15 protein-coding genes and 1 tRNA gene are annotated in these 14867 nt (G+C 73.1%); 4 read left to right on the top strand and 12 right to left on the bottom strand.

What is annotated here, in order from left to right; translation table 11 throughout:
• Window positions 1-12: 12 nt before the first annotated feature.
• From DEI83_RS08585 to serS, 6 genes are all read right to left on the bottom strand, one after another.
• A complete protein-coding gene (locus DEI83_RS08585; RefSeq protein ID WP_181431134.1) occupies window positions 13-654 on the bottom strand; it encodes a ScbR family autoregulator-binding transcription factor in 642 nt (213 codons plus the stop codon).
• Window positions 655-751: 97 nt separating this feature from the next.
• Window positions 752-1597: a helix-turn-helix transcriptional regulator gene (locus DEI83_RS08580; protein WP_111081540.1), complete on the bottom strand. Its 846-nt coding sequence runs from the start codon at window positions 1595-1597 to the stop codon at window positions 752-754.
• Window positions 1594-2361: an SDR family oxidoreductase gene (locus DEI83_RS08575; protein WP_111081539.1), complete on the bottom strand. Its 768-nt coding sequence runs from the start codon at window positions 2359-2361 to the stop codon at window positions 1594-1596. The genes DEI83_RS08580 and DEI83_RS08575 overlap by 4 nt, the downstream gene beginning before the upstream one ends.
• Before the next feature lie 85 nt (window positions 2362-2446).
• A tRNA-Ser gene (locus DEI83_RS08570) sits at window positions 2447-2531 on the bottom strand.
• An 85-nt stretch (window positions 2532-2616) separates the two neighbouring features.
• Window positions 2617-3486, bottom strand: coding sequence for an HAD family hydrolase (locus DEI83_RS08565; protein WP_111081538.1), 870 nt, complete (start codon window positions 3484-3486; stop codon window positions 2617-2619).
• Window positions 3483-4754 carry a serine--tRNA ligase gene (serS, locus tag DEI83_RS08560; RefSeq protein ID WP_111081537.1) on the bottom strand — a complete coding sequence of 424 codons (1272 nt, stop codon included), beginning with the start codon at window positions 4752-4754 and terminating at the stop codon, window positions 3483-3485. Before serS ends, DEI83_RS08565 begins: the two co-directional genes overlap by 4 nt.
• Before the next feature lie 196 nt (window positions 4755-4950).
• On the opposite strand from serS, the gene DEI83_RS08555 reads away from it, so the two are divergent.
• Window positions 4951-6018 carry a diacylglycerol kinase family protein gene (locus DEI83_RS08555; RefSeq protein ID WP_111081536.1) on the top strand — a complete coding sequence of 356 codons (1068 nt, stop codon included), beginning with the start codon at window positions 4951-4953 and terminating at the stop codon, window positions 6016-6018.
• Between the two features lie 28 nt (window positions 6019-6046).
• Here DEI83_RS08555 and pheA read toward each other — a convergent pair whose 3' ends face one another.
• The 4 genes from pheA to DEI83_RS08530 are packed head-to-tail and all read right to left on the bottom strand — an operon-like array spanning window position 6047 to window position 10065.
• On the bottom strand, window positions 6047-7006 hold the full coding sequence (gene pheA / locus DEI83_RS08550) for a prephenate dehydratase (protein ID WP_111081535.1): 960 nt from the start codon (window positions 7004-7006) through the stop codon (window positions 6047-6049).
• Window positions 7007-7045: 39 nt separating this feature from the next.
• Window positions 7046-8140, bottom strand: a complete 1095-nt coding sequence (locus DEI83_RS16330) for a bifunctional helix-turn-helix transcriptional regulator/GNAT family N-acetyltransferase (RefSeq protein WP_309146585.1) — start codon at window positions 8138-8140, stop codon at window positions 7046-7048.
• A 9-nt stretch (window positions 8141-8149) separates the two neighbouring features.
• Window positions 8150-8635: a hypothetical protein gene (locus DEI83_RS08535; RefSeq protein ID WP_111081534.1), complete on the bottom strand. Its 486-nt coding sequence runs from the start codon at window positions 8633-8635 to the stop codon at window positions 8150-8152.
• The gene (locus tag DEI83_RS08530) at window positions 8632-10065 is read right to left on the bottom strand and encodes a molybdopterin-dependent oxidoreductase (RefSeq protein WP_181431133.1); all 1434 of its coding nucleotides are present in this window, start codon (window positions 10063-10065) and stop codon (window positions 8632-8634) included. The genes DEI83_RS08535 and DEI83_RS08530 overlap by 4 nt, the downstream gene beginning before the upstream one ends.
• A 21-nt stretch (window positions 10066-10086) precedes the next feature.
• On the opposite strand from DEI83_RS08530, the gene DEI83_RS08525 reads away from it, so the two are divergent.
• The 3 genes from DEI83_RS08525 to DEI83_RS08515 are packed head-to-tail and all read left to right on the top strand — an operon-like array spanning window position 10087 to window position 12932.
• Window positions 10087-11559, top strand: coding sequence for a glycosyltransferase family 87 protein (locus DEI83_RS08525; RefSeq protein ID WP_111081533.1), 1473 nt, complete (start codon window positions 10087-10089; stop codon window positions 11557-11559).
• A 4-nt stretch (window positions 11560-11563) separates the two neighbouring features.
• Window positions 11564-12688: a GTP 3',8-cyclase MoaA gene (gene moaA, locus DEI83_RS08520; RefSeq protein WP_258371125.1), complete on the top strand. Its 1125-nt coding sequence runs from the start codon at window positions 11564-11566 to the stop codon at window positions 12686-12688.
• Between the two features lie 4 nt (window positions 12689-12692).
• Complete coding sequence (locus tag DEI83_RS08515) at window positions 12693-12932, top strand: MoaD/ThiS family protein (protein WP_111081531.1); 240 nt, start codon at window positions 12693-12695, stop codon at window positions 12930-12932.
• A gap of 12 nt (window positions 12933-12944) precedes the next feature.
• Here the strand turns inward: DEI83_RS08515 and DEI83_RS08510 are convergent, their stop codons facing one another.
• Window positions 12945-14051 carry an ABC transporter ATP-binding protein gene (locus tag DEI83_RS08510; RefSeq protein ID WP_111081528.1) on the bottom strand — a complete coding sequence of 369 codons (1107 nt, stop codon included), beginning with the start codon at window positions 14049-14051 and terminating at the stop codon, window positions 12945-12947.
• Window positions 14048-14866: an ABC transporter permease gene (locus DEI83_RS08505; protein ID WP_111081526.1), complete on the bottom strand. Its 819-nt coding sequence runs from the start codon at window positions 14864-14866 to the stop codon at window positions 14048-14050. Before DEI83_RS08505 ends, DEI83_RS08510 begins: the two co-directional genes overlap by 4 nt.
• Window position 14867 lies beyond the last annotated feature (1 nt).

Below are 14867 nucleotides of genomic sequence, written 5' to 3'. Positions count from 1 at the left end.
GCGCCGAGTGCGTCAGGCGGGCGGGCAGGCGAACGCGCGGTCGACGACCGCCAGCAGCCGGGCGCGGTGTGCCGGGGCCACGCACGCGTGCGTGAGCACGCGCCACATCGTCCCGACCGCCGGGAGCAGGTCCGCCCGTGCAGCACGCACGTCCGAGACAAGCTGCACGCCGGTGAACCACGGCACGACGGTGGCTCCGAGCGCTTCCGCGCTGACGGTCGAGTCGACCTCGCCCGCGGCCACGGCGAGCCGGAAGACGTCCACCACGCTCGCGATCCACTGGTCGTAGAAGGCCGAGGTCGCCCCGGAGAAGACGCGGTTCTCGAGGGAGAGGCGGATGCCCGCGCGCACGACGGGGTCCTCGAGCAGGAGCCCGGCGATCGTCCGCGACGCGACGACCAGTCCACCGAGCGGTGACGGGTCGGCGAACGTGACGGCGGCGAAGGTCCGGGCGTTCTGCTCGTCGATCACCCCGAGCGCGATCGCCTGCTTCGTGCGGAAGTGGAAGTGGATCGCACCCTGGCTGACCCCGGCCGCCTTGGCGATCCCGGCGATGCTCGCTGCTCCGAACCCCTGCCGGTCGAACTCGACGGCCGCCGCGTCGAGGATCGCGGTGCGTCGGTCGGGCCCACGTCCGGACACGGGTGTCGGCATCGTCATCGTCTTCGTTCCCCCGTGGTCCCTGGTGCTGGGCGTGGACAGAACGACCGGTGCACGCCGACGACAACGGTACCGCGGAAGCGAAGACTCCTCACGCCCCCGAGCGGGTGCCGCCCACGAGCGACGCGAGCAGCCCGAGCCGCTCGGCGCTCTCGCTCCCCGCGTCGGCGTAGTAGAGCACGAGCACCAGTCCGTCGACGGGCAGCTTGTCGCGGTGCAGGTGCAGCTCCCCGACGACCGGGTGGTCGACCGTGATCGAACCGCCCTCGAGTGCCCGGACGTCCTGCCGCGCCCACAGCTGTCGGAACCTCCCACTGGCGAGCGACAGCTCCCCCACGAGTTCGACGACCCGCTGGTCCTGCACGTCGTCCGCGACCGACCGCCGGAACGCCCCGATGAACTGGGCGACCGCACGGTCCCAGTCGCGGTGGAACGCCCGCTCCTCCGGGTCGAGCAGCAGTGATCGCAGGCGGTTCTCACCGACCCGCAGCCGGGGCGAGAACGCGGTCGCCAGGTCGTTCGTCGCCAGGACGTCGAACGCACGACCCTCGATGAACGCGGGGACGTCGAGCGCCGCGAGGAGCGCGTGCAGCCGGGCCGGGACGCGCTCAGCGCTCCGGCGGGGTCGACTTCGCCGGGCGGGCTCGGCGAGGTCCCGGAGATGCGCCTGTTCGACGTCGTCGAGCCCCAGCACGCGGGCGAGTGCGTCGAGGACCTGCGGTGACGGGTGGGTGTCCCGACCCCGCTCGAGTCGGAGGTAGTAGTCGGTGCTGACACCGGCGAGCATCGCGACCTCCTCACGACGGAGGCCCGGCACGCGTCGGACACCACCGGCCGGGATGCCGACCTGCTCCGGCGTCACGAGTCCCCGTCGTGCCTGCAGGTACGCGCCGAGCAGGTTGGTCGGGACGTCGGTCGGGCCTCCGCCTGCGGTCACGCCACCGTCCCGGTCCGTCCGGGCAGCATCGCCAGCGCGCGCGAGCGCTGCGCCACGAGGTCGTCGTAGGTGCCGTCGCGTTCTGCCCACCGGTGCATGAGGACACCCTGCACCAGGACCTCGTGCGGTGTCGGTTCCTGTGCGAGGAGCGTCATCACCTCGGCGCCGAACACCCCGAGGTCGAGCGCGTTCGGGTTGCTGGTCCCCATGCTCGTGGCGACCGCCGGCGGCACCAGCTCGGCGACGTCCACGCCCGTCCCGGCTAGCTGTGCTCGGAGCGCCTCACTGTAGGCGTGGACGGCCGCCTTCGAGGCACCGTACGAGGCCATGAGCGGGAAGGGCAGGAAGCCGATGCCCGAGCTCACCGTGACGATCGTGCCGCTCCCCCGCGCGAGCAGGTGCGGGGTGAATGCGTCGACGACCCGGATCGTGCCGAGCACGTTGACGTCGATCGTCCGTTCGGCGTCGGCGAAGTGCGCCGGGTCGCGGAGGTCCTCGGGGAGCCCGATGCCCGACATCGTCACGACGGTGTCCAACTCGGGCAGGAGGTCGAGCACGGCGTCGCGGGCCGCGGCGACCGAAGCCGCGTCGGTGACGTCGATCGTGACCGTGCCGAAGCCCTCGGCGCGGAGCCGGTCGAGCAGCTCGGCCCGGCGGCCGCCGATGACGACGGTGCTGCCGGCGTCGCGGAAGCGCCGGGCGAGTTCGAGGCCGATGCCGGAGGTGGCACCGACGATGACGACTGAGCGTGTGGTGATGTCCATGCCGTCGACGTTAGGTCGGTGCGGCACGCACACCCGGGGCCCTGCCAGGACCTGTCATCGACCGGCAGCGCGGGACGGAGCGGAGCGGAGGGTGTGGGATTCGAACCCACGAGACATCTCTGCCCACCTGTTTTCAAGACAGGCTCCATCGGCCACTCGGACAACCCTCCGTGACGCGACCACGTGGCGAGACGTGACCGCGTCCTGTGCAGTCTACCGGGCCTCCGGTCCGCCTGCGGAGCGCCCGGAAGCGCCTCAGCGCGGCAGGGTGTCGAGCGCCGCCGCCAGGCCGTCGTCCGTGACGCCGCCCGTCATCTCGTTCCCGGCGTCGACGACGTCGTCCGGCGCCTGCCCCATCACGACGCCGCGACCCGAGGTGGAGGCCCACCGCAGCATGTCGATGTCGTTGCGGCCGTCACCGGCGGCGAAGACGCGGGAGCGCGGGATGTCCAGCCACTCGCGGACGCGCTCCATGGCGGTCGCCTTCGTGACACCCTCGGGCGCGATGTCGAGCCACGCGGTCCAGCCGACGGTGTACGAGACCTTGTGCAGGCCCATCCGGTCGACGATCTGCAGGAACTCCTCGAGCCCGTGCTCCGGGGAGATGACGACGACGCGGGTGGCGCGGACGTTCAGGAGCTGTGCGAAGTCGACGTGGTCGCCGGAGGCGGTCATGGTGTCGTCGGGGAAGTCGCCGGACAGCAGGTAGTGGCCGGTCTCGTCCTCGACGCCGTACGCCCCGTTCTGCAGGGCACCGCGGATGGTCTGCAGCACCTCCGTCGGGTCGAAGGTCTCGACGTGGACGCGCTCGTAGGCACCGTCCGCCGTGCGCTTGAGCGTGAGCGCACCGTTCGCGCAGACGAGGTACTGCGGCCGGATGCCGAGCTGTTCGAGCAGCGGGACGGTCATGCCCTCGCTGCGGCCGGTGGAGAGCATGACCTCGTGCCCGGCGGCCTCGGCGTCGCGGACGGCCTGCATGACGGTGTCGGTGATGACGCCGTCCTCGCGCATGGTCGTCCCGTCGATGTCGAGCGCGACGAGCCAGCGCTTCACGCGCGCGGGTGCGGCGGCGTCCCGACCCGATGCCGCGTCGGACCCGTCCACGAAGCCGCGTGAGGAGCTCATCGGGGCTCGATCACCTCGACGCCGCCCAGGTACGGACGGAGCACCTCGGGGACGACGACGGAGCCGTCCTCCTGCTGGTGCGTCTCGAGGATCGCGACGAGCCAGCGCGTGGTCGCGAGCGTGCCGTTCAGGGTCGCGACGGGGGCGGTTCTCCCGCTCTCCGTGCGGTACCGGATGTCCAGACGGCGGGCCTGGAACGTGGTGCAGTTCGACGTCGAGGTCAGCTCGCGGAAGGTGCCCTGCGTCGGGACCCACGCCTCGAGGTCGTACTTGCGCGCAGCACTCGTGCCGAGGTCCCCGGCCGCGGTCTCGATCACGCGGTAGTGCAGCCCGAGGTCCTGCAGCATCGACTCCTGGTACGACACGAGCCGCTGGTGCTCGGCGTCGGCCCGGTCGGGGTGGACGTAGGCGAACATCTCGAGCTTGTTGAACTGGTGCACGCGGAGGATGCCGCGGTTGTCCTTGCCCGCCGACCCGGCCTCGCGCCGGTAGCAGGTCGACCAGCCGGCGTAGCGGAGGGCCTGGTCGTCCTCGGACGGGAACTGCAGGATCTCGTCGGCGTGGTAGCCGGCCAGGGCGACCTCGCTCGTGCCGGTCAGGTACAGGTCGTCGGCCTCGAGCCGGTAGACCTCGGCAGCGTGCTCGCCGAGGAAGCCGGTGCCGGCCATCGTCTCGGGGCGCACGAGCGTCGGGGTGATCAGGGGCTCGAACCCGTGCGCGACGGCGCGGTCGAGGCCGAGTGACATGAGCGCGATCTCGAGCCGGGCCCCCATCCCCTTGAGGAAGTAGAACCGCGATCCGGACACCTTGACGCCGCGGGCGATGTCGATGATGCCGAGGGACTCGCCGAGGTCCGCGTGGTCCTTCGGCTCGAAGGTGAACTCCGGCTTCGCGCCGACGGTGCGGAGGGTGACGAAGTCGTCCTCGCCACCGGCGGGCACGTCCGGCAGCACGACGTTGGGGATGGCACGGACGACGGAGTTGAAGGTGTCCTCGGCGGCGGTGACCGAGGCCTGCGCCTCCTTCACCTTCGCGGCGAGCGCCTGCGCCTGCTGCACGAGCGCGGCCTTCTCGTCCTTCGGGGCCTTCGCCACGGTCTTGCCGAACGCGTTCTGCTCGGCGCGGAGCGCTTCGAACGAGGTGATGGCACTGCGTCGGGCGGAGTCGGCGGCGACGGCCTGGTCGACGACGTCGACGGAGGCGCCGCGCGCCGCCTGCGAGGCCTTGATGAGGTCCGGGTCGTCGCGCAACAGCTGGGGGTCGATCACCGGCCCAGCTTAGCGAGCCGGGCATGGCCGACCGGTGAACGGCCCGACGGGAGGCCCGTGGTGCGTCCGGTCGCGCCGGTCGCCGTCGACGCGGCCGGCCCGCCGCTGCCGCGTCGGTCCGGACCCTGCGGTGTGGAGTCACACCGCATCACGGTTGTTCCGGACCGCGCAGCCGGTGCCCGGTAGCGTTGTGGCCATGTCGACGCCCTCGGATGCCACCCCTGTGCCGGAGGACGCCCTCGCCACCGAGCAGCGCACCGCCGCAGTCATCTACAACCCCGTCAAGGTCCACCTGCCGACCCTGAAGCGCACCGTGAACCGGTACCAGCGCGAGGCCGGCTGGGCGGAGACGAAGTGGTACGCCACGAGCGAGGAGGACCCGGGCGGCGGCATGGCGCGCGAGGCCCTGGAAGCCGGTGCCGACGTCATCGCCGCGGCCGGTGGTGACGGCACCGTCCGCGCGGTCGCCGAGGTCGTGCACGGCTCGGACGCCGCGCTCGCCCTGCTGCCGAGCGGCACGGGCAACCTGCTCGCGCGCAACATCCCCGCGCCGATCGACGACCTCGGGGCGAGCGCGCACACGATCTTCCACGGCGAGGACCGCAAAATCGACATCGGCACGGTGCACGTCGAGCGTCCGGACGGCTCCCGTGAGCAGTTCGGCTTCCTCGTGATGGCCGGTCTCGGGCTCGACGCCCGCATGCTCGTGAACACGAACGACGACCTGAAGAAGAAGGTGGGTTGGCTCGCCTACGTCGACTCGCTGGTCCGGTCGCTGCGGGACGCCGACGCCTTCGAGTTCCGCTACCGCCTGGACGGCCAGAGCACGCGGTCCGTCCGCGCCCACTCCCTCATCGTCGGCAACTGCGGCATGCTCCAGGCCGGCGCGACCCTGCTGCCGGACGCCGAGATCGACGACGGGTACTTCGACGTCGTCGTGATGCGTCCGCACGGGTTCTTCGGCTGGGTCCGGATCGGGGCCCGCGTGTTCTGGGAGAACGCGATCCTCCGTCGTTTCCGACGCTCCGCGCTCGGCAAGACCGAGATCGGCAAGACCATCGTCACGAAGACCCGCGACGAACGTCCCCTGCGCTACCTGCGCGGCGAGGAGTTCACCGCGCGTCTCGAGCGCCCGGACGAGTTCGAGATCGACGGCGACCCGGTGGGCGAGGTCCGGGCCTTCCGGGCGAAGATCGACGCGGGCGGCCTGACGGTCCGCGTGGCCGGTCCGGAGGACCAGACGCGGGCGACCCGCCGCCGCTGACCACGGGCGGGGGTGCCGGACGGGAGGCTCAGCCCGCGTCCGGCTCCCCGCTCACGATCGCGCGCAGCCAGTCGCGCGCCTCGACGAACGCCTGGTCGGAGTAGCGGGGTGACACCTCGGAGCGCAGGCCGTCCGCCCGCGGGTACGAGCCGAGGAACGTCACGCGCGGGCTGAACCGGCGGAGACCGAGCAGGGCGTCCGCGACGCGTTCGTCACGCACGTGGCCGTCCAGGTCGATGACGAACCGGTAGCGACCGAGCTCGTCCCCGATCGGCCGCGAGGACAGCAGCCCCATGTTGATGCCCCGGGTGGCGAACTGCTCGAGCATGTCGACGAGGGCGCCGGGGTGGTCCGCGGGCAGTTCGACGATGACGCTCGTCTTGTCGGACCCGGTCCGCGGCGGGATCGCCAGCGTCTTCGAGACGAGCACGAACCGCGTGACGGCGCTCGCGTTGTCGCCGATCGAGTCCGCGAGCACGGCGAGGTCGTAGTGGTCCGTGATGCCGGGCGGGGCGACGGCGGCGTCCGCGGTCGGGTGGTCGTCGAGGAGCACGGCCGCCGCGGCGACGTTCGACGAGGCCGGGATGTGCCCGTGTCCCGGCAGGTTCGCCTCGAGCCAGTGGTGCGTCTGGGCGTAGGCGACGGGGTGCGCGTTCACGGTGCGGACGTCCGCCAGCGACGTGCCGGGTCGGGCGACGAGCACGAAGTCGACGGGGACGAGGTACTCCCCCACGATCCGCACGCCGGGGATCCGGGCGAGGGCGTCCTGCGTGGCGCTGACCCCGCCGTCGACGCTGTTCTCGATCGCGATCACGGCGCCGACCGAGCGGCCGGTCACGACGTCGTCGAGCGCCTCACCGACGTTGTTGACGCTGCGCCAGGGCTTGCCGGCGGCGGCCTCGACGAGCTTGAGCGCCGCCTCGGTGAAGGTCCCGGCCGGTCCGAGGTAGCTGTAGGTCTCGGACGGGGAGTCGGCGGCCTGGCTCATACCGGCGAGCCTATCGGCGCGCGGTGCCCGGTCCGCCGCTCAGAGGACGAGCTGCATCGTGTCCGAGTCGCCGTTCCGTCCGACGGTCCGGAACCCCGCTCGTTCGTAGAGGATGCGCGCGCCGGTGTTGCCGTCCTCGACGCTCAGGCTCATCCCGGGCCACCCGGCGTCCCGCGCCGCGGCGACGAGCCGGGTGAGCAGCGCCGAGCCGATCCCGCGGCCGCGTGCCCGGGCATCGAGGGCGAGGGTGAGTTCGGGCACGTCCTCGCCGACGAACCCGTACCCGGGGTCCTCGGCGGGCAGGTGCACCGCCCACGCGACGCCGATCGGTCCCTGGTCGTCGGTCGCCACGACTCCGAGGTCGGGGCCGTCGGGCCGGTCGGGGTCGAACACGTCGAAGTAGTGGGCGAACTCGGGCCGGTCGAGGTCGGCGTCGGCGAACCGCTCCCCCGACCAGTTCATCGCGTCGAGGGTCGCCCGCCGGAGCAGGGGCACGTCGTCGGCGGTGGCCGCGCGGTACCCGATGCCGTCGACGGTGCCGGGGAAGGAGTCGTCGGCGGTGCCGGTCAACCGTGCCTCGCACATCGCCGTGTCGGAGACCACGTCGTCGCAGGACGGCCCGGTCTCGTCGTCACGGTCACGTCCGGGCATGTTGCTGACGGCAGCGAAACGCCCGTCGGGATCGACGCGGGTCAGGAGCACCCGGGAGATCGTGTCGAGTTCGGCCACCTGCTCGTCGGTGAGCGCGTCGATCACCAGCCGACGGGCGGTCCGGACGTGGTCCGGCGCGGCGGCGACGATGTGGTCGAACCCGGCGTCGGTGAGCCGGACGTCGGTGGCACGGCGGTCCTCGGAGGACGGGCACCGGGCGACGAGTCCGCGCTTCTCGAGGCGGGACACGACGTGCGACAGCCTCGGGAGGGACGCGTTCGTGGCCGAGGCGAGGACCGACATCCGCAGGGTCCGCGACTCCCGCTCGGACAGCATCGCGATGACCATGTAGTCGAAGAGCGTCAGGTCGGCATCCCGCTGGAGCTGCTGGTCGAGTGCCGCGGGCAGCAGCTCCATCACGGCGACGAAGCCCATCCAGGCACGAAGCTGCTCGCGGGAGAGCCAGGGCGTGTCGTCGGTCACGGGTCCATCCTACGGAGAGGTTGTCGCTGCAACCACAGGTCGGTCCGCCCGACGCCGAGCCGTCACCGCCCCGACCACCAGCGCGGCCACCACGACGGCGACGAGCACGCCCTCGACGACGAGCAACCGCGCCGTGTAGTCGAACGGCAGGACCGTCGGGTTCTTCGTCCCCTCGGACTTCGCGACGATCTCCGGCACGACGACCAGGGCGAGGACGCTCCCGAGCACGACCGCGGCCTGGACGACGACGAGCACCCAGACGCGCAGCGCCCGTCCCGCCCGCCGGAGTCCGGCGCCGACGGCCAGCACGAACGGGGACAGGACGGCGTCGTGCAGCACCACCGCGGCGAGCAGCCAGACGACGAGCCCGCCGATGCGGTTCGGCCGCACCGAGGTCAGCAGCACCCACGCGCCGAACGCCATGACGAGCACGCCGAGCACGACGAGCACGACCTGGGTGGTCCGGACGCGATGGCCGGTGTCGGTGGCGCTCACTGGATGACCTCGATCCGCTCGATCCACTTCGTCTGCAGGACGCCGGGACGTCCGGGGGCGATGATGCGCGCCGGGAACCCGTGCTCCAGGTCGAGCTTCTCGCCGTTGAGTTCGAGGGCCACCAGTGTGGTCGGGTCGGCCGTGTACTCGGGGCCCATCTCCATCACCCGGTAGCTGCCGTTCCGCTCCAGACTCGTCACCCGCACGTGCACGTCCGGTCCGGACTGCACCGCCGCGAGCAGGTCACGCATCCGTACGCCCTTCCACGACGCCATCTGGCTCCATCCCTCCACGCACGAGATCGGCAGGCGGGCCTCGGCCTGGCCGAGGGCGACCAGTTCGGCGCGCGAGAACGTCCGGCTGACGGCCGGGCCGGCGACCGTCAGCGCCCAGTCGGCGGCCGTCGCGGTGGCGAGGACCCCGGCGGCGCGGGCCGTCCGGTTCACCGGCAGCCCGTTCTGGCCGATGTGCCGCTTCCGGGGAGCGAAGACGTTGAACGGCTCGGCGAGCACCGACGACTGGCCGGCCGTGAGGACGACGACCCCGGCGGTCGCGGCCGTGACGCCCGCGATGAACCCCCGTCGGGCGACGCGCTGCCGCGCTCCGTCGGCTGCGGCCGCACGGTCGTCGGGTCGCGTCGACCCCGATCCCGACCCCGACCCCGACCCCGGACGGGAGGCCCGGTCCGCGTCCGCCCCGTCGGTCCGGACCGGGACGGCCTCGGTCCCACGGTCCGGCGCAGCCCGGTCGGGCCCGGTGCCGGCGGCCGACGGGGCGCCGTCGATCCAGCGGTGGAGGCGACCGACGAACCCGCGCGGGGCCGAGACGGATTCGGGACGGGCCTCCCGGCCGGGGTCCGGCAGTTCGCTGCCCACCGCCCGGTCCACGACGAAGCGGCCGTGTCCGTCGACCGAGTCCCGTTGCCGCCAGTACCGCGTGATGATGCGGAGCTTCGTGCCGATGTGCACCGCGAGCGACCCGATGATGACGTAGGCGAGGGCGTTGTGGACCTGCCGGAACGGGAACGGCCACGGGTACCACTGGAACGTGTTGAGCAGGCCCGTGACGACCTGGATGAGCGCCGCGGCCACGAACACCGCGATCGAGAGCCGTTCGAGCAGGTGCAGCGCGTTCCGGACCGGCGGGGTCTGGACCAGCGCAGGCATGACGACGTTGAGCTTGGCGAGCAGCAGTGGGATCGCGGCGATGCCCGCGGTGACGTGCAGCCCCTGCGTCACCTGGTAGAGCTGCACGGGCCGGGTCGGGAACCGCATCCACCCGAGCGGTTCCTGCAGCAGGTGGCTGTACACGCCGGTGACGAAGCACACCAGGAACGCGATCCCGAGCAGCCGCCCGGTGACGACGGCCGACCGCGCGGTGCGGTTCGGCGACGCCATCGCGGCGCGGGCGTCCAGCAGCACGCGCTGCACGCCCGCTAGCCTCGACGGACCATGAGCGAACGACTGCGCCCCGGCCGCCGGCTGCCCCGTACCGCGCTGGTCAGCACCGCGCTCGCCGTCGTCGGCGTGCTGGCGCTCGCGGTCGTCATCGCGGTGGGTGTCACGCATCTCGGCTTCCTCCGGGAGGGTCATCGCTCTCCATTCGTCGCGTGGACGCTCATCGCTTGGACCGTCTTCGCGGGCTCGGTGCTCGCACTCAGGTTCGTGCCGCCGCACCTCGTGACGCGGGTCGTCCTCGGTGGCGCGGTCGTGGTCGGGATCGCGGCCCTCGTCGGACCGCCGAACACGAGCACCGACTCCGCACGCTACGCCTGGGACGGCATCGTGCAGCACGCGGGGGTGTCCCCGTACGCCCACACGCCGCAGTCCGAGGCCTTGGCAGGTCTGCGCCCGGACTGGCTCTTCCCGGACAAGGTCGACGGCACGTGCAAGCCCCTCGAGCCGCGGTACCGCGGCCTCGGCGACGGCGCACTCGGCCACTGCACGGCGCTCAACCGTCCGGACGTGCCGACGATCTACCCGCCGATGGCCGAGCTGTGGTTCGCGCTGGTGCGGGTCTTCGTCCCCGTCACGGCGCAGTACATGCCGTTCCAGGTCGCCGGACTGCTCGTCTCGCTCGGTGTGACCGTCGGTCTGCTCGTCGTCCTGCGCCGCATCGGCCGTCCGACCTGGTGGGCGGCGCTGTGGGCCTGGTCGCCACTCGTCGCCGCCGAGGCCGTGACGAACTCGCACGTCGACGTCGTCGGGGCGGCCCTCGCCACCGCGGGTGCCGTGCTCGTCGCGTTCGGCCGGCCGATCTGGGGTGGCATCGCGCTCGGTGCCGCGACCGCGACGAAACTCATCCCGGCGATCGTCTACCCGGCGCTGCTCGGCCGGTGGCGGAGCTGGTGGGCGATCCCGGTCGGCATCGCCGTGTTCGGGCTGCTCTACGTGCCGTACGTGCTCTCGACCGGGCCGAAGGTGCTCGGGTACCTGCCGGGCTACCTGTCGGAGGAGGGCTACGAGGACGGATCGCGCTTCGCGCTGGTGGCGGAGGTCCTGCCCGGCGACGCGGCGACGATCGCGGTGGGGCTGATCGTCCTCGTCACCGCGGTCATCGCCTGGCGACTGTCCGACCCCGCGAACCCGTGGTCCGGCCAGGTGTTCATGATCGGCGTGACCTTCCTCGCGGTGACCCCGCGCTACCCCTGGTACGCGCTGCTGCTCATCCCGTTCGTGGTGCTCTCCGGCCGGTGGGAGTGGCTGTCCCTGACGCTCGCGATCGCGCTGCGCGGGGTGTGGCCGTCGGTGGTCGCCTACCGGTGGTGGCTGCTCGCGGCGATCGCCGTCGTGCTCGTCGTGACCCTGGTGCGCACCCGCCGCGAGGACTGGCTGCGGTGGCGGGACCGGCTGCTCGGCCGGAGCCCGGCGACCCGGACCGCCGCCGCCCTGGACCAGCGGCACGGTCCTCGCGACGTATCCTGACGACATGCCGGCTCAGATGCTCCCCTCGACGGGTCTGCTGAGCCGCGTGCGCGCCGGGTCGGTGGACGCGCCGCAGCACCCTCTGGACACCGGACGTCCGGGCATCCCGCCACGGCCCGAGGGTGACCCGGGCCTCGTCGACCGGTTCGGTCGGCACGCCGTCGACCTGCGGGTGTCCCTGACCGAGCGCTGCAACCTCCGCTGCACGTACTGCATGCCGGCCGAGGGGCTCCCCTTCGCGCCCGACGCCGCCCTCATGTCGGCGGACGAGATCGCCCGGCTCGTCGGCCTCGGTGCGCGGGAGCTCGGCATCCGCAAGGTCCGCTTCACCGGCGGTGAACCGCTGCTCCGCAAGGACCTGGTCGACGTGGTCGCCCGGTGCGCGGCCGCCCACCCCGACCTCGAGCTGTCGCTCACCACGAACGCGATCGGACTCGCCGGGCGCGCCGCCGCCCTGCGCGCCGCCGGTCTGCACCGGCTGAACGTCTCACTCGACACCGTCGACCCGGACGTCTTCGCCGAGGTGACCCGCCGTCCGTTCCTCGACCGCGTCCTCGAGGGCATCGCCGCCGCCGCGGACGCCGGCCTCGGCGTGAAGATCAACGCGGTCCTGCTGCGCGGGGTGAACGACCACCTGGCGACGGACCTGCTCGCGTGGTGCCTGGAACGCGGCCACGAGCTGCGGTTCATCGAGCAGATGCCGCTCGACCCCGGCCACGCCTGGGACGCCACGACGATGATCACTGCCGTGCAGATCCGCGAGCTGCTCGGCGCCGAGTACGTCCTGACGCCCGACGAGGCCCCGCGGAACGGCGCCCCGGCCGAGCGGTACCGGGTGCGGTCGCGGGCGACGGGCGCGGACCTCGGCACGGTCGGCGTCATCGCGAGCGTCACCGAGTCGTTCTGCGGTGACTGCACCCGCACCCGGCTCACCGCGGACGGCCACGTCCGGAGCTGCCTGTTCTCGGACGACGAGACCGACCTGCTCGGCCCCCTGCGCGCCGGAGCCGACGACGCCGACGTCCTCGACCGGTGGCGCCGCGCGATGTGGGCGAAACCCCGTGACCACGGCGACGACACCGACGGCCTCGTGCACCCGACGCGGGGCATGAGCGCGATCGGAGGATGAGGACATGACGACGCTGCGCTTCTTCGCCGCCGCCCGGGCCGCCGTCGGCCTCGACGAGACGACCGTCACGGCGGACTCGCTCGACGACGCCCTGCGACAGGTGACCCCCGCCGACCCGGCGCGTTGGGCGGCGCTGCAGGAGCGGTGCTCGTACCTCGTCGACGGGGTCACCACCCGCGACCGTGCGACGTCGCTCGCCGGGGTCGGCCTCGTCGACGTGATGCCGCCGTTCGCCGGCGGCTGACCGGCACCGGGCTCAGCGCTCCCAGACGGTGAGCTCGGCGGGCGGGACCTGCACGCGCACGGTCGCACCGGCGGTCACCTCGAGTGCCGCGACCGCGGCGAGCGTCAGGTCCGCCGAGACGTCCCCGGCGCGCAGCCGGACCAGACCGTTCCCGGGCTCGAGGGCGCGCACGGTCCGGTGCAAGCCGCGACCCTGGTCGACGGCCCGGTCGCGGTCGGCCCCGTCGCGGTCGGCCCCGTCGCAGCCGGCGCCGTCGTCGATCCGCGTGACGACGGCGGCCGTCGGGTGGTAGGCGACCGAGACCGGACGGCCGGGAGGCACACCGTGCGTCGCCGACACCAACGCGCCCCCGCCGTCGCCCGCGTCGAGCACGAGCCCGTCCGCCGTCGCGACGCCGTGCAGCACGACGAGGCCCGAGAACGTCGCCGCGAACGCGCTCCGCGGACGTGCCAGCACGTCGGTGGGGGTGCCGGACTCCACCACCCGGCCGTGCTCGAGCACGACGACCCGGTCGGCGAGGGCCATCACCTCGACCGGGTCGTGCGTCACGAGGACGCTCGGCCGACCGGACACGGCGGTCCGGAGGGCGGCGCGGACGTCCTCGCGTGCCCCGACGTCGAGCGCCGAGGTCGGTTCGTCGAGGAGCACGACGGCCGGGTCGGCGGCCAGTGCCCTGGCGATCGCGACGCGCTGCGCCTGCCCGCCCGAGAGCGTCCCGGGCGCGCGGTCGGCCAGGTCGGCCACCCCGACGGCGGCCAGCGCGCGGTGGGCCGTCAGGCGGGCCTGGCGTCCGGAGCGTCCCGTCGCTCGCGGACCGAAGCCGACGTTCGCGAGGACGGAGAGGTGCGGGAACAGGTCGGGGCGCTGGGCCACGAGACCGACGCGGCGGTGATGTGCCGGGACGCTGCGGCCGCGGCTGGCGAGGAGGCGGTCACCGGAACGGACCTCGCCGCCGTCGAGCGGCAGGAGGCCCGCGATCGCGTCGAGGACCGTCGACTTGCCCGCGCCGTTCGCGCCGATGAGGGCGACGCACTCGGCAGGGCCGACGGTGAGGGCGACGTCGACGTCGCGGTCGTGGCGGACGACGTGGGCGACGACGCCGGCGACGGCAGTGCTCACGGGGTCACCGCGCGCGTCCGGACCGAGGCGACGCCGATCACGAGCACCGCGACGACCACGAGCACCAGGGCGAGCGCGACCGCCGTGTCCGGATCCACCTCGCGCTGCAGGTACACCTCGAGCGGGAGGGTGCGGGTGACGCCCTGCAGACTACCGGCGAAGGTGAGCGTCGCCCCGAACTCGCCGAGCGCCCGGGCGAAGCAGAGCACCAGACCGGACAGGATGCCCGGCAGCACCCGCGGGGTCGTGACGGTGAGGAACGTGCGGGTCGGCCCCGCGCCGAGCGTCGCGGCGACCCGCTCGTACCGGTCCCCCTCGACGCGGAGCGCGCCCTCGACCGCGGACACCAGGAACGGCATCGCGACGAACGTCTGCGCGATGACGACCGCCGCCGTGGTGAACGCGATCCGCAGCCCGTGCTCGTCGAGGAACGCGCCGAGCACGCCGAGCCGCCCGAACGCGGCCAGGAGCGCGAGGCCACCGACGACGGGCGGCAGGACGAGGGGCAACAGCACGACCGCCCGTGCCACGCCGGTCCACCGCGACCGGGACCGGGCGAAGAGCACCGCGAGGGGGTATCCGAGGAGGAACGCCGCTCCGGTCGCCGCCGCCGCGGTGCCCAGGCTGAGACCGAGGGCGGTCCGCGACGCGGGCGACGTGACGAGCGCGAGGAACGACCCCCACTCGACACGGCCGACCATGGCGAGCACCGGGACGACGACGAACAGGCCGCCGAGCACGGCCGGCACCGGCAACCACCAGGGGACGGGAGCGCGGCGGACGCGGACGCTGCGGGGGGTGGTGCTGCCGGGCACG

The organism is Curtobacterium sp. MCBD17_021 (assembly GCF_003234525.1).
Taxonomy (GTDB): Bacteria; Actinomycetota; Actinomycetes; order Actinomycetales; family Microbacteriaceae; genus Curtobacterium.
The sequence above is the reverse complement of the archived record's forward strand: the minus strand, read 5'-3'. Positions and strand labels throughout refer to the sequence as shown.

What these genes read in the sequence shown, in the direction of transcription:
- DEI83_RS08585 (WP_181431134.1), bottom strand. Translation starts at nt 654, where the DNA reads ATGCCGACACCCGTGTCCGGACGTGGGCCCGACCGACGCACCGCGATC.
- DEI83_RS08575 (WP_111081539.1), bottom strand. Translation starts at nt 2,361, where the DNA reads ATGGACATCACCACACGCTCAGTCGTCATCGTCGGTGCCACCTCCGGC.
- DEI83_RS08565 (WP_111081538.1), bottom strand. Translation starts at nt 3,486, where the DNA reads ATGAGCTCCTCACGCGGCTTCGTGGACGGGTCCGACGCGGCATCGGGT.
- DEI83_RS08555 (WP_111081536.1), top strand. Translation starts at nt 4,951, where the DNA reads ATGTCGACGCCCTCGGATGCCACCCCTGTGCCGGAGGACGCCCTCGCC.
- pheA (WP_111081535.1), bottom strand. Translation starts at nt 7,006, where the DNA reads ATGAGCCAGGCCGCCGACTCCCCGTCCGAGACCTACAGCTACCTCGGA.
- DEI83_RS08525 (WP_111081533.1), top strand. Translation starts at nt 10,087, where the DNA reads ATGAGCGAACGACTGCGCCCCGGCCGCCGGCTGCCCCGTACCGCGCTG.
- moaA (WP_258371125.1), top strand. Translation starts at nt 11,564, where the DNA reads ATGCCGGCTCAGATGCTCCCCTCGACGGGTCTGCTGAGCCGCGTGCGC.
- DEI83_RS08515 (WP_111081531.1), top strand. Translation starts at nt 12,693, where the DNA reads ATGACGACGCTGCGCTTCTTCGCCGCCGCCCGGGCCGCCGTCGGCCTC.